A 21280-nucleotide genomic window follows, 5' to 3' on the forward strand; every position below is an offset into this window, starting at 1 on the left:
CTCCCGCGTCGCGGCCTCCGCCTGAAGAAAGAGCAGCGGCTCGCGCACGATCCGCTCGCGTCCGGCCGGGTCTGCCTATCGCCAGCCGCGGTAGAGCCGCCCGAGCTCGCGCACGCTGGCGCCGCGGCGACCGAGGTTCTCGACCAGCCGCACGCACTGCTCGCGGTTGTCCCGGGACAAGGGCAGGAGCCACTTCTGGGCCGCCTGCGCCGCGACCCTGCCCTTTTGGACAGCCTCCTGGACGCTCGCCGGCAGCATGCGCACGAGGCCGAGTCGCCGGCTCACCCAGCTCTCCGATCGATCGAGCTTGGCCGCGAGGTCGGACTGCCGCAGGCCGTGCTCGTCGACGAGCACGCGCAGCATCCAGCCCTCCTCGAGCGCCGAGCGAGTCCGCGTGTTGTCGAGGCGGTGGCTCACCACCAGCGCCTCGGCCTCGGGCAGCTCGAGCAGCACCGCGTCGACGTCGTCGCGACCGAGCGCTCGCAGCACCCGCACCCGCACGTGGCCGTCGAGAAGGATGAAGCGCTCGCCGGCACCGGCGGTGACGACCACCGGCGTCTGCTGGCCGTGCTCGGCGATCGATGCCGCGAGCCGCTGCTCGCGGGTCGCGTCGTGTACCCGCAGGTCCGCGTACTTCTCGTCGAGTTGGTGGAGCTCGAGCTTCATCGGGCGGCGCGCTCGTCAAGCGGCGCCCCGACGCTAGGGAGGCCCGCGGCCGCCCGCGATCTCGTCTTGCCGGCCGCGCTTCCCATGTCGGTCGACTTCGCGTGAAATGCCATAAGGTTGGGCGAGGACTGCGTCTCGCCGCCAGCGAGCCAGGACTTCGAGCAATTCGTCAAGGATCACAAAGACTTCGAGCGGGACTGCGTCTCGCAGCCGGTCGAGACGTAGTGGCCGTTGCGCCGCGTGCGCAGCCTGGACGGGCGCTCCAGTGGCCGCGCCTTTATCCTCGCCGCGGAGCTGCTGTCGGAGTCGTCCCTCGCGTCGCTCGTCGGGGTTGCGCACCCGCCAATCCGCGCACGCCCGCCGGTGCCGCTCCCGCTGACACTCGACGTCGCTGCACACCCGCTGTCGATCGCCGACGCGGCGCTCAGGCTGGAACCATCGCCGGCAGACGCGGCAGGGTCGCTTGCGGACCATGGCCGCCAGCGTCGCCCACCACCGCGCTCACCCCGCAGGGTCTCTTTCCGGGAAGCAGAAGGAGGTCGCAGCGACGGGGTTGGCAGCGAACGAGGACCATGAGAAGAAGGACGTTGAGGAGCAGCAGGGGTGGAGCCGTCCAACCGCGACCCGGATGTCGACGAGCGCTGTCCGTTGTGCGAGAGCCCCATCGCCCAGGACCCGCACGCTCTGGATTACTGCCACGCGTGCGGCTGCCTGCTCGTGGAGTGGTCACCACGCGACGACGCGGACGATGCCCTTCCTCCTGGTGTCACGCGTCGAGCCAATACGGCGCTGACCGAAAGCGATGCGCGCGGTCCGTACCGTGTGGCCGCCGAGGAAGCCCGGCTCGACATCCTCGTCGAGCATCGACAGCAACAGTTCCGAGCGGCCGCCGCCTCCGCCGCGCTCTTCCTCGTCGCTGTGGTGACCAGGAGCGAGCTCCCTGTAGCGATGACGGCTGGCGTCGTGGTGCTCGCGGTCGGCGGAATCGCGTGGAGTCTGATCCCCAGGACCTCCGTGATGCGCTTCATCGCCACGTCCGATGGCCTCACCGTCGTGGGTGACGGCGTCCCTCTTCACCACGGCCAGCACTTCGTGGCCGACGACGTCGAAGGGGTGTTCGTGCGGGCCCTCGCGCGATCCGAGCGCCCCGAGGATCGCCGCTTGGAGCTCGTGCTCCTTGAGCGCCATGGTCGGCGCCAATCGCTGCTGCGCGGCCTCGACGACCCCAAGACACTGTCGTGGATCGCTACTCACATCGAGCGGGCGCTCGGGTTCGAGGGAACCCCCGGGCCGCCCAAGAGACTCGGCCCGGGGTCCTCCACCGTACACTAAAGACCTCGACGACGCCTTTCTGCAGGCGCTTGGTCTCGCTATCCAGAATGGACCCCCCGGCCAGGGGGTTCGTTCTGGCGAGCGGAAGGGGGTCATTTTCCGATAGCGCTGAAGAGGATGGCGTCGAGCGCTGCCCCGCTTCAACGGGTCCGCCTCGAGATCGAGGCGGCGAGGCCCGATCAGTTGCCGCCCACTGATCAAAGAAACCGCGAGCTTCAACGGGTCCGCCTCGAGATCGAGGCGGCGAGTGGTGGCCACCGGCCGAGTCGGCGGGGTGAACATCGCGCTTCAACGGGTCCGCCTCGAGATCGAGGCGGCGAGCTGGTGTAGCAGCCGCAGGTCGTCGAGCGTGAACGGGGCTTCAACGGGTCCGCCTCGAGATCGAGGCGGCGAGAGTCGCTCCGCCGCCCGTAGCGACAGCAGTCCGTCGCTTCAACGGGTCCGCCTCGAGATCGAGGCGGCGAGCTCGGCCTGCGAGGAGGTATACGACGCTCGCGCGCGGCTTCAACGGGTCCGCCTCGAGATCGAGGCGGCGAGGAGTCGTGCGCCACGGCATGGTGAGCGGTGGCCCATCGCTTCAACGGGTCCGCCTCGAGATCGAGGCGGCGAGAAGATACCAGGACGAGGGCGGATGGTACCACGACGCGCTTCAACGGGTCCGCCTCGAGATCGAGGCGGCGAGGGCCGAGCGCCGGGCACACGCCAGCGAGGCCGCGGCGCTTCAACGGGTCCGCCTCGAGATCGAGGCGGCGAGAGGTCGATCCTCGAGGAGTGCCGCCGCTGGCGTACCGCGCTTCAACCGGTGTTGTCGCCGGCCACGATCCGCAGCGTAGCGCCGGTGTCCGGCGCCGGTGGGTAGCGCCGGTGTCGGACGCCGACGCAAATCGCCGGCGCACAGCGCCGGCGTGGACGTGATGCGGGAGCTGGCTGCGGGCGGTCAGCCTGGGGGTTTTGGCGGACGGCTACGGCGACGGGAGGTGCGTTCGTTGGCTTCCTTGAGGCGCCAGGATTCGCCGGCGATCTCGACGATCTCGACCTTGTGGCAGAGGCGATCGAGGAGGGTGCCGACGCAGGAGGCGCTGTGGAAGACGGCGGCCCACTCGCTGAAGGGCCGATTGGTGGTGATCACGACCGGCGCCTTGGTGTATCGCTGGGAGACGACCTCGAAGAGCAGGTCGGCGTAGCGGTTGCTGTAGGGCAGGTAGCCGAGCTCGTCGACGACGAGCAGCGCGGGCTTGACGTAGCGGTGCAGGCGACGGCGCAGCGCGGCGGCGCCGTCCTGCGCGGCGAGGTCACCGAGCATCGCGGAGGCGGTCGTGAAGCGGGCGGTGTAGCCCTGCAGGACGGCGTGGTGGGCGAGGTTTTGCGCGAGCATGGTCTTGCCGACGCCGTTGGGGCCGAGGAAGACGACGTTGACGGCTTCGCGGATGAAGCCGAGCTCGAAGAGTTCGTCGACGAGGGCGCGGTCGAGCTTCGGGTGCTTCCAGTCGTAGTCGGCGATCGGCTTCATCGCGGTCAGCTTGGCGGCGAGCATGCGGCGCTCGAGGCTGCGACGCTTTCGCTCGTGCTCCTCGATGTCGAGGACGGTGCGCAGCCACGGCTCGCGGACGACCTCATCCCAGCGTGCGTACAAGCCATGCAGGCCGAGACCCAGAGCGCGCCTTCGCAGGGCATCGTCAGGTGCGAGAGCCATCGTCACCCTCCTCATCCTTCGGCCGCAGCCGGTCGTACAGGTCGAGCGCGTGCGGCCTCACGACGACGTCGCGCAGCCGCGGGTTCGTGGGTACCTCGGCGGACAGCGGCGCGGGCCGCCCCTCGTCGGCGCGTCGCCGCTCGAGCAGCTGGCGCACGCTCGGCGGATGGACGAGTTCGCGGGCGTTGGCCTCGGCGAGCGCGGCGTCGAGCTCCGCGGCGCCGTACTGGTCGAGCAGGCGCCCGAGCTGCCAGGTCACGTTGCCGAGGTTCTGCCCGCGCTCGGCGCAGCGATGCAGGAAGCCGCGGCTGTGCGGCGCGGCGTGCTGCAGGCGGTCCATGCCGCGGTGATGATGCGCGGCGCGCTTGTCGGCGACGAGCGTCTCGATGTGCACAGGATCCTCGACGCGTTCGTCGCGGCCCCACGCACGCGGGTGCGTGGCGAGGACGGCGGTCCCGTCGACGATCCGCACGGTGTCCGGATCGGCGACCACCGCGAGCTGCCGGCGCACGTGGGTGTGCGGCACCGAGTAGTCGTTGAGGTCGAAGCGCACGTACGGCGTCTTGCCGACGTGCACCGGCACGACCTCGTCGCACGCGAAGCGCGTCTCGGGCAGCGGCAGAAGCCGCGCCCGCTCCTCGGCGAAGACTTCGCCGACCGTCCGGGCGCGATCCTCCGGGCACGGGCGTGCGGCGGCGATCCGCGCGCACCAGTCGGCGGCCTGGGCGTTGAGGTCGTCGAGATCCTCGTAGGTGCGCGCGGCGAAGAAGTTGTCGCGGATGTAGCGGATCCGCCGCTCCACACGCCCCTTCTCGTTGCCCCGCGCCGGCGCGCAGGGCTTCGGCGCGAAGCGGTAGTGACCGGCTAGGCGCAGCAGCGTCTCGTTGAAGCGGATCGCGTCGCCGACCCGCTCCAGCACCGCGCTCTTGAGGTTGTCGTACAGGAGCTCGCGCGGCACGCCGCCGAATGTCTCGAAGGCCAGCTGATGCCCGCGCAGAAAGCTCGGCATGCGCGCGTCGAAGAAGAAGTGCAAGTACACCATCCGCGACCAGCTCAGGACCATGACGAAGGCCATCAGCGGGCGCTCGGCCCGACCGATGCGCAGCTTGCCGAAGTGCGCCCAGTCGACCTGCCCCTGTTCTCCGGGCAAGGTCGCAAGACGCAGGTACGCCTCGGCCTTCGGCCGCGGCCGGATCGACGCGACAATCTCGCGGAAGCGCGAGCACTTCCCCGTGTACCCGCGCGCCTGCACCATCTGCAGCAGCCGGCTCGCCCGCAGCCGCGGGTACTTCTCCAGCATCTCGCGGATAAAGGGCAGGTACGGGTCGACCTTCGACGGTCGCGGCATCGTCACCGCCGGCACCACGCCGGCCTGGCCGAGCACGCGCGTCACGACGCTCGTGTGCACGCCGAGCTGCTCGGCGATCGTCCCGATCGGCCAGCCCTCCGCGTGATGCAGGCGGACAATCTCCGCCTCGGTTTCGGGCCGCGTCTTCACACGTCACCTCCGAGAAGGCGCAGCTGCCGAAAGTCACCGACGCCGCGGATCCGTCTCCGCGCGCCGCCGTGCACCCGCGTAGAAAAATCCACGAGCGGGCTGCGGTGCCCGCGAAGATCGGCGTTGGGAAACGCCCAGTCGATGTAATCCGGACCCCTCGCGTCCACATACTGCACAGCGTCGAGCCGCTGGCCCTGCCACATCGCCAGCCCCTCCAGCACCGTCATCAGCGCCCGCGGGTGCTCGCTGTGCAGCGGCAGCCGGGCCTTCAGCCGATCCCCTTCGCCGTCGATCACCAGGATTTGCAGGTCCGGCTCGCAGATCCGCAGCAGCGCTCTCCATCTTGATTGACTCACGATCGTCCTCGTCTCCGCAGATGGCGACCAGCACCACGCCGGCCTCGGCCACCTGCTCGTCGAGCATCGGCGCCGGCTCCGATGTGGCTAGACCGTGATCCATCACGATCTTCATCCGCCGCTCGGCGCGCCGCCTCGCCTCGGCCCTCGCGTGCATCCGCCGGCCGTGCATGCTCCGCGCGTAACGCCGCCTCGCCGCCCGCACCGACGCAAGCCGCTGCTGGGCCGCGCAGTCCTTCCCGCAGTACCGCTGCCCGCGGTCGCAGGCCCGGCACACCGAAACCTGCCGCCGGCACCTCCCGCAGTTGAACAGTCGCTGGCTCTCGTCCTCGATCGACCACGTGCCCGGCCACGCACTCCGCTGGACTTCCCCGAGCCCTCGCCGTACCCTCCTGCCGTCGCTTCTTTGTTGGCTGTCCTTTGGGGTACGGCCGGCTACGACACCGAGCGCTGAGAGTCGCTACCTCTCAGCGCTCACCTTTTGGCGGCCGCGCTCCCTCTACCCGACCCGCCAGCGTTCGCCGAAAACTTGACGCGCTGCTTGATCCTCATCCGCTGACCGTTGACGCCTCATCGGCGCTGCGCCTCGGATTTCGGCCGGCGTCGACAGTCCGCCTCGAGATCGAGGCGGCGAGGGCAGCATCACCGAGAACTCATCGCTGAGACACTCCGCTTCAACGGGTCCGCCTCGAGATCGAGGCGGCGAGTTGCGAGTACGAGAGGCGGATCCGTCGCATCCCGTGCTTCAACGGGTCCGCCTCGAGATCGAGGCGGCGAGTCACGACGACCGCTCGACCGGGGACGCCAGATTACCCGTTGCTTCAACGGGTCCGCCTCGAGATCGAGGCGGCGAGGGCGAGCGGTGCTGCCGGAACAGGTGATCCGCCTGGCCGAGGCTTCAACGGGTCCGCCTCGAGATCGAGGCGGCGAGGCCGGTGCGCGGGACAGCCAGCCATAGGGTGCCGCCAGCTTCAACGGGTCCGCCTCGAGATCGAGGCGGCGAGTTGGACCACCGACCGGTTTACCGCGGCGGAGTGGCTTCAACGGGTCCGCCTCGAGATCGAGGCGGCGAGTCGCAACGTGGTTGAAACGTCGCGGCATCGAGGCGGCGGAGCTTCAACGGGTCCGCCTCGAGATCGAGGCGGCGAGATGCCGCCCGCTGTGGCGTGGGCGGCCGCGGCGGGGCTTCAACGGGTCCGCCTCGAGATCGAGGCGGCGAGGGGCAGCGTCTTGAGGATCTCGATCGCCTCGGGGCTGCTTCAACGGGTCCGCCTCGAGATCGAGGCGGCGAGCACCCGACACAACCGGCCCGTGCTCGCCTCCGACCTGCTTCAACGGGTCCGCCTCGAGATCGAGGCGGCGAGGGTGTGGGCCCGGCCCCGGAGGGGCTCCCGGGCGACAGCTTCAACGGGTCCGCCTCGAGATCGAGGCGGCGAGGTGGCGGGCCTACGCCAGCCGCGTCCGGAGCCTGCAGCTTCAACGGGTCCGCCTCGAGATCGAGGCGGCGAGCTGCGATTGGAAGAGCTGGTGTGCGACCTGAGGACGGCTTCAACGGGTCCGCCTCGAGATCGAGGCGGCGAGCGGTGGCGACCCCCACGCCGTGGACCCCATGACCTGGAGCTTCAACGGGTCCGCCTCGAGATCGAGGCGGCGAGCCAGCGCGGCCGCAATGGCCTCGTCGGTCTTCTCAGCGCTTCAACGGGTCCGCCTCGAGATCGAGGCGGCGAGGTGTGGATATTGGGGGATGTCGCGGAAGTATATGAGCTTCAACGGGTCCGCCTCGAGATCGAGGCGGCGAGGGGCCTCGTCCAGGTGGACGTGCTTCTCCAGGCTGCTTCAACGGGTCCGCCTCGAGATCGAGGCGGCGAGTGCGAGCGACCACGGCGGTCGGCGAGACGAGGTCAGGCTTCAACGGGTCCGCCTCGAGATCGAGGCGGCGAGGCGGGATGGTGAACCACCAGGGTTCTTTCTCGATAGCTTCAACGGGTCCGCCTCGAGATCGAGGCGGCGAGACGATGGAAGTTCTCTCCCTCCGCCGTGATCAGATGCTTCAACGGGTCCGCCTCGAGATCGAGGCGGCGAGGCGCTGCCGAGCGCTGCTTCTGCCCGCCACAGCTCAGCTTCAACGGGTCCGCCTCGAGATCGAGGCGGCGAGCCGGCGGACCTCGCTGGCCGTCGACATCGTCGGCGAGGCTTCAACGGGTCCGCCTCGAGATCGAGGCGGCGAGACCGACGAACCCGACTGCACCCGCGCCGCTCGTGCTTGCTTCAACGGGTCCGCCTCGAGATCGAGGCGGCGAGAGCTGCGAGCTTTTCGCCCTGACACGCGTGGCTTCTACGCTTCAACGGGTCCGCCTCGAGATCGAGGCGGCGAGCGCCGCCCCAAGACAGCCAAAACCGCAGCGTTGGGCTTCAACGGGTCCGCCTCGAGATCGAGGCGGCGAGTTCCGCGGGGCCCGCAACGAGGCGATCGCCCTCTGGCTTCAACGGGTCCGCCTCGAGATCGAGGCGGCGAGGGTCCATCACCATTGCGCGCGCCTCGGCGAGTGAGCTTCAACGGGTCCGCCTCGAGATCGAGGCGGCGAGGACTGACTGAGGGCGGGCTCGCCCGACACCGGCGGCTTCAACGGGTCCGCCTCGAGATCGAGGCGGCGAGCGCTGGAGATGCACGTACGTATCCTCGAGGGACCAGGCTTCAACGGGTCCGCCTCGAGATCGAGGCGGCGAGGGCGTCGCCCCAAGCCGGATGGCGTTGGCGTCAAGCCTGCTTCAACGGGTCCGCCTCGAGATCGAGGCGGCGAGGTGAGATGGTGGATCCTGGGCGACTGCCCCGAGGTGATGCTTCAACGGGTCCGCCTCGAGATCGAGGCGGCGAGGTCGAGGAAGCGGCGGGCGTCGGACTCCTCGGCGGACGTGAGGCTTCAACGGGTCCGCCTCGAGATCGAGGCGGCGAGCGTCGCAGCGACGCAGGAGCTCGAGCGTGCCGGCGAGGCTTCAACGGGTCCGCCTCGAGATCGAGGCGGCGAGGACCGGCTGGCCGCCGAGGTCGAGGGCTACGTCCGGCTTCAACGGGTCCGCCTCGAGATCGAGGCGGCGAGCGCGCTCTCGCACATGCTGGCTGCCGGGAGCGACTTGCTTCAACGGGTCCGCCTCGAGATCGAGGCGGCGAGAACACGCTGGAGACCAAGGCTCGCGGCTTGACCGACGCGCTTCAACGGGTCCGCCTCGAGATCGAGGCGGCGAGCCGGCGTTGATCATGTTCATCACGCCCGTCAGGCTGCTTCAACGGGTCCGCCTCGAGATCGAGGCGGCGAGCGCCGAGAAGGCGGTCAAGACCTACGCGGCGTCGCAGCTTCAACGGGTCCGCCTCGAGATCGAGGCGGCGAGTGTCGGACCTCACCGACCCCGACGCCGCGTTGTCGCTTCAACGGGTCCGCCTCGAGATCGAGGCGGCGAGGAGGGCATCCCGCCCGGCCAGACGATCGGGCATCCGGCGCTTCAACGGGTCCGCCTCGAGATCGAGGCGGCGAGGCAGGGAGAGCGAGCGCGGCGAGAGCCGCGAGGAGAGCTTCAACGGGTCCGCCTCGAGATCGAGGCGGCGAGACGCGCCCGCGCACGCGGTGCTCGGCGAGGGCACCGTCCGGCTTCAACGGGTCCGCCTCGAGATCGAGGCGGCGAGCCCCGACCATCGACATCACGCGCATGCGCAACACCTCGCTTCAACGGGTCCGCCTCGAGATCGAGGCGGCGAGAGCGCTTCCGTGAGTCGGGCAAGGCCCCGCGCGAACCGCTTCAACGGGTCCGCCTCGAGATCGAGGCGGCGAGACACCACGTTCACCGGAACGGTCTCCGTGGAGAACCCGCTTCAACGGGTCCGCCTCGAGATCGAGGCGGCGAGCCGAGGACGCGAGGGACGCCCGCGAGGCTGCGCGGGCTTCAACGGGTCCGCCTCGAGATCGAGGCGGCGAGGCGGCGCCGATGCTGCCGATCGACTCGGACCCGAAGCTTCAACGAGTCCGCCTCGAGATCGAGGCGGCGAGCGAACGCCGGGTCTTCATGGAACTGCGCAGCCGTGGCTTCAACGGGTCCGCCTCGAGATCGAGGCGGCGAGCTTGATGCCGAGTTCGTTGCCCAGCTGGTTGATGCTGCCGCTTCAACGGGTCCGCCTCGAGATCGAGGCGGCGAGATGCTATCGTATCCGGTATGCAGTCATACGCGCAGCGCTTCAACGGGTCCGCCTCGAGATCGAGGCGGCGAGCGGTGGAGCTCGTCTCGAAGAACAAGGTCGACGACGAGCTTCAACGGGTCCGCCTCGAGATCGAGGCGGCGAGGCTCCTCGAGCTGAGGTGACTCATGTGCGGCCGCTCTGCTTCAACGGGTCCGCCTCGAGATCGAGGCGGCGAGCTGCAGCCGCTCGGGAAGAAGCAGCCGGGCGGCGACGCTTCAACGGGTCCGCCTCGAGATCGAGGCGGCGAGCCATCTTCCGGGTCGCCCACGGCATCATGATGGTGCTTCAACGGGTCCGCCTCGAGATCGAGGCGGCGAGCGGACGACTCGGTGCCGCTGATCGCCCATGACAAGCTTCAACGGGTCCGCCTCGAGATCGAGGCGGCGAGGGGGAATAGGGGCGCGAGGCGCTCGACGTACTGGCGGCTTCAACGGGTCCGCCTCGAGATCGAGGCGGCGAGCGCGACTTGCGGCCTCGGGTGGCGAACCGCGCCCTGCTTCAACGGGTCCGCCTCGAGATCGAGGCGGCGAGTGGGGGCGATCGAGCACACCGTCGTCCGGGGGGAGTTGCTTCAACGGGTCCGCCTCGAGATCGAGGCGGCGAGTCGCCCGCCGTGGCATCACCTGGCCGTGCGCGAAGCTGCTTCAACGGGTCCGCCTCGAGATCGAGGCGGCGAGGAACACCTCGAAGCGCGAGCGCTTGGGGTCATGGTCTGCTTCAACGGGTCCGCCTCGAGATCGAGGCGGCGAGGTGGCCAACGGGTCGCCTACTTTAGCTCGGGAAAGCTTCAACGGGTCCGCCTCGAGATCGAGGCGGCGAGGTGGCCAACGGGTCGCCTACTTTAGCTCGGGAAAGCTTCAACGGGTCCGCCTCGAGATCGAGGCGGCGAGGTCGCTGTCCTCAACAGGGATCCCGAGCTCCAGATTGCTTCAACGGGTCCGCCTCGAGATCGAGGCGGCGAGGTGCTGCGGCGGCTCTGAAGCGACGCCTCTACGTCGGGCTTCAACGGGTCCGCCTCGAGATCGAGGCGGCGAGGACTACCTGCTCCCGGGCGTGGAGCCGCTCCTCTGCGCTTCAACGGGTCCGCCTCGAGATCGAGGCGGCGAGGGGCAGAGCCGAGCCCGTGGGGGCAACGTCGGCCAGTTGGCTTCAACGGGTCCGCCTCGAGATCGAGGCGGCGAGCAGCCCGGCGACGCGTTGGGCCCAGCCCAGGCACCAGGCTTCAACGGGTCCGCCTCGAGATCGAGGCGGCGAGACGCACTGGCCATCATGCACCGTCCTGGCCGCAAACGCTGGCTTCAACGGGTCCGCCTCGAGATCGAGGCGGCGAGTCGGGGTGGAGCAGGCCGACCGCGACGGCGTGGCGCCAGCTTCAACGGGTCCGCCTCGAGATCGAGGCGGCGAGTGCGCAACCACGCCACCGCGGTGCCTGACCCCAACAAGATGCTTCAACGGGTCCGCCTCGAGATCGAGGCGGCGAGCATGGAGTTCTTCCGGTCGCAGGGCACCGGCGTGCCGCTTCAACGGGTCCGCCTCGAGATCGAGGCGGCGAGGGTGGAAGCGGTTGCCGGACCGCTCGAGGATCCGCCGCTTCAACGGGTCCGCCTCGAGATCGAGGCGGCGAGGCCTGCTCTCCGGGACAGGTTGTATGGGCCCGGTAGCTTCAACGGGTCCGCCTCGAGATCGAGGCGGCGAGATGACGATGGTGATGGTTGATGTGAAGGTGAGCGTGCTTCAACGGGTCCGCCTCGAGATCGAGGCGGCGAGGGCGCGTTGACGTTCGACAGGTCGGCGTCGCCGGAGCTTCAACGGGTCCGCCTCGAGATCGAGGCGGCGAGGGAGTTAAACCTCGCCGCGTCCGACGAGGCGATCTCGCTTCAACGGGTCCGCCTCGAGATCGAGGCGGCGAGTCCTCGCCATCGTCCCCGCCGCTGCCGACCGGGACGCTTCAACGGGTCCGCCTCGAGATCGAGGCGGCGAGTGCTGAAGGACTTGAGGGAGGTTCGCCATGGTTGAGAGCTTCAACGGGTCCGCCTCGAGATCGAGGCGGCGAGTCCTGGGATGCCTGGGCCGTGGTGGTCCGGCGAGCGGCAGCTTCAACGGGTCCGCCTCGAGATCGAGGCGGCGAGGAGACTGAGGACGCGGACTCGGCGTCCGGGCGCTCGGAGCTTCAACGGGTCCGCCTCGAGATCGAGGCGGCGAGGGTCGGAGAGGTGTCGGGCGAACATGGGCGGGAGTGCTTCAACGGGTCCGCCTCGAGATCGAGGCGGCGAGACCAGCGTCCAGATCCTCGCGGCCCAGTCCGGTCCGCTTCAACGGGTCCGCCTCGAGATCGAGGCGGCGAGCCTTGGACGGCGCGCCTGCGATACGGCTCGGGCCCGTGGCTTCAACGGGTCCGCCTCGAGATCGAGGCGGCGAGTCTGGAGCCGGGCCGCCAGTTGGGCGCTGTCCATGATCTCGCTTCAACGGGTCCGCCTCGAGATCGAGGCGGCGAGGGCCTGGGGGCCAGGGTTGCGAGATCGCCTGGCTTATCGGTCGAGGATGCACGCGGCGGCATGAGCGACGGCTCAGTGCCCAGGTTCCTGTTCTGCATCAGGGTTGTCAAGGAACGTTGAGGACCGGGGAGACGGCGTTCTGCGAGGGATTGCACGGAAGGTCCGGGGACGGCGCGGTCGGAGGTCGCGTGCATTCTCGGAGCGAGGCCGTCTGCTGGAACGGATCTTGCCGCCGTCCGGCAGACGATTCAGGGTTCGTCCGAGCCCCCAGAGTGGGGGCGGAAGGCGTGGACCTGGCCGTCGATGTCGATGGTCCACACGTCCCCGTGCAGGTGGGCGTCGATGGCGGCGCCGGTGAGGTCTCGACGGTAGGTCGAGAAGCGGCCGGAGCGGTCATCCGGGGCGGGCGTCGCGCTCCCGCCCGGTTCTGGGCGGGCCGGGGCGGGGGCGGCAGTATGCTGACCGAGCTCGACGGCGAGGAGCTGGTGCGAGCGAAACGCGCCCATGTACGAGCCCAGCCGCAGGAACGGGCGGGCCGGCTCGGGTACGTTCTCGGAAGGCGTCCGACGAATCGTCCCGCGGCGGGTGATCCTGGCGTTGTTGAGCGCTCGGCCGTGGTAGCGCGAGGAGACGACGAGATACTCGACCGACTCCTGTAGCTGCTGGACGTCAAGGTGGGGACCGCCGAGGAGGAGGTCGTCGAGGACGCCGCGCAGGAGGTCGCAGAGATTGCGCAGGAGATCGCAGGCGAGGACGCGTGCGTCGCGGTCGATGGTCTGCATGAGCGCGGTGTCCGGGGTTCGTTTCGTGGGCATGAAGATACTCCAAATCCTTCGAGTCGGGCTGCATCAGTAGACGAGCGCGCGGACGAAGCCGGGCGTGAGCCTGCGGCCGAGCACGCTGCAGCGCGGCGGTGCATCGCCGTCCTCGGCGACCTGGCCGAGCTTGATGAAGAGCACCTGATCCTCGCGCTGGTTGAGGATCTCGAGCAGGCGACACTCGAGGACGGCGCGGTCGCGGTCGGTGAGCTGGCAGGCGAAGACGCTGAGCTGAATGCCATCGCCGAAGTCCCGCAGGGTGCGATGCACTCGGCGGAGACGCGACGGATCGGCGATGTCGTAGCTGACGATGTAATGAGAGCGCATTGGGATCACCGGGTCCAGAGCGGGGTGAACTGATCGATCTCGCCGACGAGCCACTTGCCGAGGACGCGGGCCTCGAGCTCGAGGAGGCGGCGATAGCTCATGCGGTAGCCGAAGCGAGGGTGGGTGGTGAGCTCGTCGGCGCGGCGCTCGTAGGCAGCGATGAGGGCGCGACGGCCGCGGTCGGTGAGCGCGACGCCGGCGCTCGAGAAGACGAAGTCGTCGCGGTCGATGCCACGGGTGGCGATCAAACGCAGGACGGCGGTGTCGACCCAGGCGGCGCGGAAGGGTTCGACGAGGTCGAGGGCCAGGGCGGGGCGCCCGGGGTGAGCGACGTGCAAGAATCCGAGCATCGGATCGAGGCCGACGCGGGCGGCCGCGGCGGTGGCGTCGCGGATCAGGAGGGCGTAGCCGAAGCTGAGCAGGGCGTTCACTCGATCCCGCGGGGGCCGACGCGAGCGGCCGCAGAAGTCGCGCTGCCACGCCGCCGGGAGGATCGCGGGGAGGGCGGCGAAATAGTGGGCCGCGGCCTCGCCCTCATGGCCGCGGAGAGCGTTGACCTCACCGGCGTGCTCGGCCCGGCGCAGGGCCTGGCGCATGTCCCGAAGGGCTTGACCGCAGCGCTTGCGCGGATCGTCGGCGGGGCGATTCGCGGTGGCGTCATGAGCCGGGGATTCGCCGCCTGCTCGGTCGGCTGCGAGCTCCTCATGAGACGGTGCGGGGTCGTCGTCGACGGCGGCCCATTCGGGCAGGTCGCCGAGCTCGTCGTCGAGCGCCTGCTCGATGCCGCGGGCGTAGCGGCGCAGCACGGTGCGTTGATTGCGGATCTTGGCGACGACGAGCCCACGGGCGGCCGCGAGGGCGCGCGCCGGATCATCGGCGCAGCGGTACTGGGCGCGGCGGAGGGCGATGTTCTGGGTGAGCAGCGGGGCGGTGAGGCCGAGGAGCCGGCCGGCGCCGGTGTGGTGAGAGACGGGGACGCCGGAGACGAGGAGGTGCTGCAGGCACTGCTCGGTGATCTGCGACGGGCCGTAGACGGCGACGTGGGCGATGTCCTTGAGCAGGAGCCTCGTGGGCTCCTCATCGCGGGGGCAGACGACGAGGGCGTCGCCGTCCTTGCGCACGAGGGTGCCGGGGCGCGTGATGTGGACGACGGCGCGGTCGTCCCGGCCGGGGAGGATTCGCCGGACCTCCCGGTCGCGGAGCGCGAGCTCCTCGGCCTGGAGGGCGTGATGCTCGTCCGGCAGGCAGACGCCGTGCAGCGAGCACCCGAGGCACTTGGGGCTGTCGACGAGCGGCTCGGGCGGGAGCGTCTGGAGCCGCAGGCGACGCGCTTCGTGGACGACCTCGCGGAGGAACCGCTCGAGGTCGTCGGACCAGGTGATGATGGTGTGGGTGCCGTCTTTGCGGTAGAAGAGGCGACCCTCGCTGCAGGGGAGGCCGGCGTCGCGCAGGAGGGCCATGTAGAGCCCGAGCTGGGCGACGTCGGGGGGCCAGGCGCGGTAAGGGAGCTCGTGGTCGTTCCAGCGGTGCCGATCGCTCCGCGGGGCGGCGCCGCGCTTGGCCTCGACTGCGACGACCTCGTCACCAGCCAGCTCGACGAGATCGAGGCGGCCGTGGACGCCCCAGGCGGGCGAGGCGAACTCCATGCTACGCGGGATCTGGGCGTCCCACGGGAGCGCTTCAAGGGTCTCGGGTTCGGGGGTCGACGCGGCCGGGTCGACGGCGCGGCGCTTGACCTTGCCGCGGCGGGCGGCCCGCTCGTGTTGGCCGCTCCCCTCGATGGTGTCGGCCGATTCCACGAAGATGCCCTGGACGTGCTCGAGGTGGAACAGGCGCGGGCAATAGACGAGCTCATTGCACATACGGACGGGGATGGTCTCTTGGTCGGGTTCGATCATGCTGACGTGTAGTCGCGCGAACGAGCTCGATCGAGCATGGCCTCCGCGTGCTTGATCTCGGCGAGAGCAACGGCGACGCGCTTCCTAGTTCCGGGCACGCGAAGACGACCGGTTCGGGCTGCGAACGGTCGTCTCCGGCTCCGAGCAGGGATGGGGCTGCGAGTCTCGATTCAGGTCGGCGGCGGGGGCGCGAGGAGGATGGCGCGGGCGACGACGCGGTCCCCCTCCCAAGCGAGGTTCGTGACGTGGAACGGGAAGGCGCTGCCGTGGTGGCGCTTCGTTAGCGCCTGCAGATATTCGGACACGCCGGTGGCGCTGGCGCCGTCGAGGACGACCTCGCCGAGCTCCGCCGGGAACTTGCCGCTGGCGGGTGCGAGCGGGATGGGCCTCGGCCGGTGCTGGCCAGGGCCGGTCTGCTTGGCGAGCTCCTTCAGCGTCTTGATTGCGTCCTGGTGGCGGGCGAACAGGACGGCGAGCACTTCGGGTAATGGGGGGCGCTCGGCGTGGCGGGGCCCGGGTGCGGAGACGGGGGGAGGCGTGCCCGGGATGGGCGGAGGCGAGGGCGGAGGCAGGGAAGGCGGCGCGGGGTATCGCTGCCGCAAGGAGCGGAGCTGGGCCTCGAGGGTGGCGGAAGGCCGGGCGTCGCGCGCGGGGGGGCGCCCACGATCGGGCTGTTGCCGATTGCGAGGTTCGGCCTCCTGGACGCGAGCGAGGCGTCGGGTCCAGGCGAGCCACAGCTCGAGCTTGCCGGGGTCCAGACGCGTGGGGCGTGCCAGTAGTTGTTCGTACCAGCCGCGGACGTCGTGCAGGGCGCTGACCTCGTCGGGACGTCCCGTCATTCGGGCGAGCAATTCGAAGGCCGCTACGGGGTCGCGGGTGCGGCGGAGACACATCAGGGCGTTCGACAGGAATCGATGGTGGTTCTTGGTGGTGAACGGCTCGGCACGTCGCGCGAGCTCACCAAATTCCGCGGAGGTCAGCATGTCAGCAGTCCTCCCCGTGAAGTGCGACGAGGCGCGCGAGGTTCGCCGCGTGACATGCCGGACTCCGCGCGAAGGCGTGGGCGTAGCCGTCGAGGTCGAGCGGCTCATCGTCGTGCTTTCCACGGGGCCGGTGGGTGTGCGCGGCCAGGAAGAGGCGGCCGAGGCCGTGACACTTGCCGCCGCCGAGCTTGAGGCGACTGCGCGGGGCGAGGCCGAGGGCGGCGAGGAGCCCGCCGAGCTCCGCGGCGGTGAGGTTGGTGTAGCGAAGCTCGCTGTGCAGGTGGGTGCCGGCCGGGAGGATCTCGAGGCGCTGCGGACGCTGGTCGGCGACGTGTGCGTAGTTCGAGGGCGGGGGGCGCTCGTCGCGGCCGACCGCGAATTTGCGGCCGTGCAGGCGCTGGACCTCGAGGACGTTGTCCGACTCGCGGACGCGAAGACGCCCGGCGTGATGGAGGTTGGGGGCGAACTGCTCGGGGATGGTGTGCGAGTCGAGCGTCGGCACGGCGGGGCGCGCGTCGGTGACGACGAGGCGGCTGCGCAGGTTGAGGGCGCCGAACAGAGCGCACGCGGGGCACAGCGGGCCCGGGCTCCTGCAGGTGCGCTCGAAGCCGCGGGCAGCGTCGGCGGTCAGGACGGCGTGGTTGATGCCGCGCTCGTTGAAGGTCGTGGAGCGGGTCTTGACGCGGACGTCGCGCTTCGGGGGGTCGAAGCAACTGTGCGTGACGGCCTCGAATCGGGCGCGCAGGACGCCTTTGAGGCTGGAGCCCGGGATGCATGGGACGTCGCCGAGGCGGACGTGCTCTCGGAGGATGGCTCGTGTGTTCCGGTCGCCGACGAGGCGCTTGAAGCCGGTCCCGACGTGAATCGGCTGCTCGGCGAGCCACGTGAGCCGTAACGTGCCGGCGTGGGTGCCCTGGTGCCGTCGATCGTGCGCGGCGTAAGCCGGCCGCGGCTGCCGATCGACGCGCTCGGGGAGGGGGATGAAGGCATAGCCGGGGGCGGGGCTGGTGGGCTTCATGCGGGCGACTCCAGGCGCGCGAGCGCGTGACGGCCGGCGTCGAGCCACGGGGTCGCGTCGGTGACGGTGAAGCGGCGATGCAGGCCGCGTGGCTCGCCGTCCGCGATCGGCAGGGCGTCCGCGGGCTCGGAGAAGAGGTCGTAGGCGCGGCGCGTCTCGGCGTCGGCGAGGTGCGCGACGCCGTGCGGGCGAGCGCCGGCCCGGGCGGGCTGCTCATGCACGAGCGTGGTGACGGCGAGGCGGACGACCCCGAGGCCGCGGCTCTTGCCGGACCCGAGCTGCGCGAAGCCGTCGTTCAGCTCGTCGAAGGCGCGGGCGAGGAGGCCGAGCTGCCAGATCTCGTAGTTCTCGAGGGCGAGGTCGCCCCAGAACGAGACGCCGGCGGGGACGAGCTCGGCGTCCCAGGGGCCGTTTTTCACCGAGCCGAGCACGCGGTCGATGGCGACGCTGTTGCGCAGCTCGGTCCGGTTGGCCTGGGTGAAGGAGTCGGCCTGCGAGATGCGAGCGGTGCCGGGCGACCAGGGGAAGAGGTCGCGGATCGAGCAGCGGCTCTTGAGGCGGGTGCTGCCGAACAGGCGCATCGTGAGCGGGTGACTGCGGTGGACCTCGGCGGTGGGCGTCGTCGGGCTACCCGCGGGCGAACGCTCGGAGGCCATGTCGAAGGGGTCGCGGTAACCGTCGACGGGCCCATGGAGGTTGACGACGGTCCTCCCGGCGAGTGACGCCTCGGCGGCGGCGCGGACGACCCCGCGCAGGCTCGACCCCGGGATGTACACGGTCGTCTCGACGCCGGCGTCCGCGTGGCGGGTGCGCACGCAGGCGAGCTGGGCGGCGGTGGGTCCGAGGCCGGAGTCGCCGGCTTTGATGAGGAGCGGCGAGACGGTGCGGAGCTCGATGCGCAGGACGGCGCGGTTGTAACTACGCTTGAACATGGGTCGGTCCCTCCTCGAGGTGCTTCGCCAGCGCCTCGCGGTACCCGGCGAAGACGCGGTCGACGTCGGTGTGTACGGTCTCGGGCTTGCCGACGAGCAGCGCGCGAGCGTCGATGCTGCGGAGCTCGGCCCAGCGCCAGCGGACGCGCCCGAGGCCGCGCGAGCTGAAGCCCCCGAGCGCGGCGAAGCCCTCGTCGAGCTGCTCGAAGGCGACGAGCAAGAGGCCCATGAGCCAGGGCTCGGGGTTGTCGACGAAGACCTCGAGGGCGAAGCGCGTGCCCGGGGAGACGACCTCGAAGTCGTACTTGAGGCCGTTGCGGGCGGTCCGCAGGTCGCGGTCGATGCCGACGCTATCGCGGATCTCGATCGGCGGGGGAGCGACGCGCTGATCGGCGTGGACGCGCGCGTCGGTGATGCGCACGTGGCTGGCGAGGACGCGCGACCCGAACAGGCGACACACAGGGCAGTGGCGGTCGATGCTGGCTTCGGCGTGGGCGCGCTGGTTGCTCTTGTGAAAGCCGCAGGCGCCGTCGCGATCGGACTCACGCGGGGCCTCGTGGTGCGGGTCACAGGGCCAGAGCGGGTGCGAGCGATCGGGCAGGGCGCCGCGCAGCAGCGATTCGATGGTGGCGCGGAGGACCCCCTTGGCGCTGGCGCCCGGGATGTAGGGGAAGCCGTCGCGATCGCGCAGGACCGGGAGGTCGGCGCCGTCGAGCTCGCCGGCGCCGCCGCTGCCGACGCGCAGGGCGGTGACGGTGACGAGCTCGCCGGTGAGGCGGAGGCGACGACGCAGGACGTGGAAGTCGGCGGCGCTCATCGCTGCTTCCCTCCCGTCTCACGGTTGGGGTGGCTCGGGGTCCGCGGATTGGCCTTGAGGACCGCGGCGCGATAGGTATAGGCGCGCGCCAGGTAGACGGCGTAGAGCCGCCAGGCGCCGAGCTTGAGCTCGGATTCGTCGGCGAGGCGGCGCTCTTTGAAGGCCTTGTGGATGGCCTCGATGATGGCATGCACCAACTCAGGGCCGATGTGGCGGCCCTCGCGGGCCGACTGGTAGCGAAGGTAAAGCTCGATCTCCTCGGTGCAGGTCGCCTCGTTGCAGACGGCGATCAGGTGATTGAGCTGCGACTTGAGCTCTCTCTCTCGTTCAAGCGAGTGAGGATCGCTGAAGACGCTCTCGGCGGCCAGGACGAGCGCCTGGCGGTGGGGACGGAGGTCTGCGAGGTTGGTTTGCATGGTGGTGTCAGCGGTGAACCCGGTCGAAGCAGCGGAGGGCGCCGTAGCCCTGGTGACGACGGAGTCCGAGGCCGTCGCGCTCGATCTGGGCGAGGCGGGGCAAGAGGTCCTCGAGCCGCGCGGACTCGGGGATCTGGACGGCAAAAACGGCCCCTGCGGCGACGGCGAGCGCCGGCTGGAGGCCGTGCTCCCGCTGGTCCCAGCCGCCCTCACGCGTGAAGCGGCGGGCCTTGTAGGCGACGCGGCCCGGCAACACGCGGAGGATCGCCTGCTCGCCGTCCTCGTCGTCCGCGTCGGGGATCATGGGGGCGTGCAATGTGATGGGGATCCAGCGGGCCGCTTCGGCAGGAGAGAGGCCGGCTCGCGCGAGCCGCTCGCGCAGCGCGTGGTGGAAGTCGGCGGCGCGCTGCGCGAGCGGCGGAAGGTCGAGCGAAGGTACGACCTGGACCTCGACGCGGCCCCAGCCCTGCGCGCGGCCACGCCCAAGGGCGAGCGGGCGCGACAGGGCGAGCGCGAGCCGGTCGCGGCATTCCGCCGGGATGTTGTCGATCGAGCCCTCGAGATGGAGGCCGGGCTCGAGCAGCACCTGTGAGAACAACATCTCGCTCCGTGCCGAGCCGCGCTGCCGATCCATGGCGAGGCGGGTGATCGTGCGGGTCGGGACGGCGGACCTGTGCTCCCGCGGGCCACGGAGGGTCCTAAGGGGGGCGCGGCAGGTTTGACAGGACACGTGGGAGGTGTCGTGTACGCGGCCGGCAACGACGGCGGACTCGGCGAGGGTGGCCGCGATCGCGTCGAGGAGGCCGTCGACGACGGGATGCGTGTTGCGTTCGAACTTGCACCCCAGGGTGGTGATGGGGAGCGGCGCGGCGTCGAGGGGGACGCTCTTCGCGTCGACAGGGTAGAGGAAGCCGAAGCGGGCGCCGTCCTCGGCGACCAGGCGCTCGAAGGCCGCGTCGGGGCGCTCGCGGGTGTGCATGCCGTCGAGCGCCTCGGCGAGGGCGAAGCCGATGGCGCCGCGCAGCGCCGAGCCGGGGATCTCGCGCCGGGTGTCGCGGAGGTTATCGTCGGCGAAGGCGACGCCGATGCACGCCGGGGAGACCAGGCGCAGGCGCAGGCGGACGCTGTCACCCTCGACGGCGACGGCCGGCGCCTCCACCAAGGGGTCGAACCGCAGGCCACATTCGATGCGCCCGAGGCCACGGCTCCGGCCGGCGCCGATGTGGGTGGTCGCCGAGACCGCGGCGGACAGGCAAGACTCCAGATCGGGATCGAGGAGTCGCCCGCGTGCGACGAAGACGAGCTCGACGCCCGGCGTGGGGACGCGCTGCTGGGCGAGCACGTGCTGGCGAGCGCTGCGTGCGTCTCGGCGAATGCCGACGGTGCTGCGGGTGGTCCAGGGGGGTGGAGGCGCGTCGTCGGGGAGGACGGCGTCCGTGAGAACGAGGGCGGAGAAGAAGGCGGCGCCATCCGGCAGTCGCTCCTGGTGCCCGCCGAAGAGCCGGCACGCGAGGCAGCGCGTGCCCTCCGGACCGAGCGTGCATGGCTCGGGGCGAGCGCCCGCGGGGGCGTCGGGGGAGAGGCCGGTGCCGCCGGCGCAGGCCGGACAGTCCGCCCCGCGCAGCACGGCCTCGAGGTTGCTGCGAAGCACGCCGCGGAGGGCGGTGGCAGGGATGAACGGTCGTCCGGCGGCGTCCCGGGCGGAGGCGCTGTGGTGGTCGCGCTCGACGCCGGTGATGCCGCCGAGCGCGAGGCTGCCCTGCGCGCGAATGGTGAGAGTGAAGGGGCGAGACATGCGCGTGT

The 21280-nt window shown here is 70.5% G+C and carries 14 protein-coding genes and 2 CRISPR repeat arrays; of the genes, 1 reads left to right on the forward strand and 13 read right to left on the reverse strand.

Annotated features, from left to right (window positions below):
- Positions 1-75: 75 nt before the first annotated feature.
- Positions 76-666, reverse strand: coding sequence for a ParB/RepB/Spo0J family partition protein (locus NAEX_RS38045; RefSeq protein ID WP_096332368.1), 591 nt, complete (start codon positions 664-666; stop codon positions 76-78).
- Positions 667-1269: 603 nt separating this feature from the next.
- On the opposite strand from NAEX_RS38045, the gene NAEX_RS38050 reads away from it, so the two are divergent.
- On the forward strand, positions 1270-1998 hold the full coding sequence (locus NAEX_RS38050; RefSeq protein WP_143141429.1) for a hypothetical protein: 729 nt from the start codon (positions 1270-1272) through the stop codon (positions 1996-1998).
- 137 nt (positions 1999-2135) lie between these two features.
- A CRISPR array of direct repeats spans positions 2136-2752; the repeat unit is 36 nt; unit sequence GCTTCAACGGGTCCGCCTCGAGATCGAGGCGGCGAG.
- A 183-nt stretch (positions 2753-2935) separates the two neighbouring features.
- Here the strand turns inward: NAEX_RS38050 and istB are convergent.
- The 12 genes from istB to NAEX_RS38110 form a co-directional block, all read right to left on the reverse strand.
- The gene (gene istB, locus NAEX_RS38055) at positions 2936-3691 is read right to left on the reverse strand and encodes an IS21-like element helper ATPase IstB (protein WP_096333575.1); all 756 of its coding nucleotides are present in this window, start codon (positions 3689-3691) and stop codon (positions 2936-2938) included.
- Entirely contained in the window at positions 3675-5189 is a 1515-nt protein-coding gene (istA, locus tag NAEX_RS38060; RefSeq protein WP_096327359.1) for an IS21 family transposase, read from the reverse strand. Before istA ends, istB begins: the two co-directional genes overlap by 17 nt.
- The gene (locus tag NAEX_RS38065) at positions 5186-5545 is read right to left on the reverse strand and encodes a hypothetical protein (protein ID WP_096332370.1); all 360 of its coding nucleotides are present in this window, start codon (positions 5543-5545) and stop codon (positions 5186-5188) included. The genes istA and NAEX_RS38065 overlap by 4 nt, the downstream gene beginning before the upstream one ends.
- A gap of 671 nt (positions 5546-6216) precedes the next feature.
- A CRISPR array of direct repeats spans positions 6217-12268; the repeat unit is 36 nt; unit sequence GCTTCAACGGGTCCGCCTCGAGATCGAGGCGGCGAG.
- Positions 12269-12516: 248 nt separating this feature from the next.
- Positions 12517-13083 carry a hypothetical protein gene (locus NAEX_RS38070; RefSeq protein ID WP_096332371.1) on the reverse strand — a complete coding sequence of 189 codons (567 nt, stop codon included), beginning with the start codon at positions 13081-13083 and terminating at the stop codon, positions 12517-12519.
- 33 nt (positions 13084-13116) lie between these two features.
- Positions 13117-13413: a CRISPR-associated endonuclease Cas2 gene (gene cas2 / locus NAEX_RS38075; RefSeq protein ID WP_096332372.1), complete on the reverse strand. Its 297-nt coding sequence runs from the start codon at positions 13411-13413 to the stop codon at positions 13117-13119.
- Between the two features lie 5 nt (positions 13414-13418).
- Entirely contained in the window at positions 13419-15311 is a 1893-nt protein-coding gene (gene cas1 / locus NAEX_RS38080; protein WP_096332373.1) for a CRISPR-associated endonuclease Cas1, read from the reverse strand.
- 170 nt (positions 15312-15481) lie between these two features.
- Positions 15482-15790, reverse strand: a complete 309-nt coding sequence (locus NAEX_RS52480) for a hypothetical protein (protein WP_096332374.1) — start codon at positions 15788-15790, stop codon at positions 15482-15484.
- 505 nt (positions 15791-16295) lie between these two features.
- Complete coding sequence (locus tag NAEX_RS38090; RefSeq protein WP_096332375.1) at positions 16296-17312, reverse strand: RAMP superfamily CRISPR-associated protein; 1017 nt, start codon at positions 17310-17312, stop codon at positions 16296-16298.
- Entirely contained in the window at positions 17309-18244 is a 936-nt protein-coding gene (locus NAEX_RS38095) for an RAMP superfamily CRISPR-associated protein (protein ID WP_096332376.1), read from the reverse strand. Before NAEX_RS38095 ends, NAEX_RS38090 begins: the two co-directional genes overlap by 4 nt.
- Positions 18231-19061 carry a type III CRISPR-associated RAMP protein Csx7 gene (gene csx7 / locus NAEX_RS38100; RefSeq protein ID WP_096332377.1) on the reverse strand — a complete coding sequence of 277 codons (831 nt, stop codon included), beginning with the start codon at positions 19059-19061 and terminating at the stop codon, positions 18231-18233. Before csx7 ends, NAEX_RS38095 begins: the two co-directional genes overlap by 14 nt.
- On the reverse strand, positions 19058-19477 hold the full coding sequence (locus NAEX_RS38105; RefSeq protein ID WP_096332378.1) for a hypothetical protein: 420 nt from the start codon (positions 19475-19477) through the stop codon (positions 19058-19060). Before NAEX_RS38105 ends, csx7 begins: the two co-directional genes overlap by 4 nt.
- Before the next feature lie 7 nt (positions 19478-19484).
- On the reverse strand, positions 19485-21272 hold the full coding sequence (locus NAEX_RS38110) for an RAMP superfamily CRISPR-associated protein (protein WP_170136353.1): 1788 nt from the start codon (positions 21270-21272) through the stop codon (positions 19485-19487).
- Positions 21273-21280 lie beyond the last annotated feature (8 nt).

The organism is Nannocystis exedens (assembly GCF_002343915.1).
Taxonomy (GTDB): domain Bacteria; phylum Myxococcota_A; class Polyangia; order Nannocystales; family Nannocystaceae; genus Nannocystis; species Nannocystis exedens.

Coding starts and splice junctions, on each gene's coding strand:
- NAEX_RS38045 (WP_096332368.1), bottom strand. CDS start 666: ATGAAGCTCGAGCTCCACCAACTCGACGAGAAGTACGCGGACCTGCGG.
- istB (WP_096333575.1), bottom strand. CDS start 3,691: ATGGCTCTCGCACCTGACGATGCCCTGCGAAGGCGCGCTCTGGGTCTC.
- NAEX_RS38070 (WP_096332371.1), bottom strand. CDS start 13,083: ATGCCCACGAAACGAACCCCGGACACCGCGCTCATGCAGACCATCGAC.
- cas2 (WP_096332372.1), bottom strand. CDS start 13,413: ATGCGCTCTCATTACATCGTCAGCTACGACATCGCCGATCCGTCGCGT.
- cas1 (WP_096332373.1), bottom strand. CDS start 15,311: ATGATCGAACCCGACCAAGAGACCATCCCCGTCCGTATGTGCAATGAG.
- NAEX_RS38090 (WP_096332375.1), bottom strand. CDS start 17,312: ATGAAGCCCACCAGCCCCGCCCCCGGCTATGCCTTCATCCCCCTCCCC.
- NAEX_RS38095 (WP_096332376.1), bottom strand. CDS start 18,244: ATGTTCAAGCGTAGTTACAACCGCGCCGTCCTGCGCATCGAGCTCCGC.
- csx7 (WP_096332377.1), bottom strand. CDS start 19,061: ATGAGCGCCGCCGACTTCCACGTCCTGCGTCGTCGCCTCCGCCTCACC.
- NAEX_RS38105 (WP_096332378.1), bottom strand. CDS start 19,477: ATGCAAACCAACCTCGCAGACCTCCGTCCCCACCGCCAGGCGCTCGTC.
- NAEX_RS38110 (WP_170136353.1), bottom strand. CDS start 21,272: ATGTCTCGCCCCTTCACTCTCACCATTCGCGCGCAGGGCAGCCTCGCG.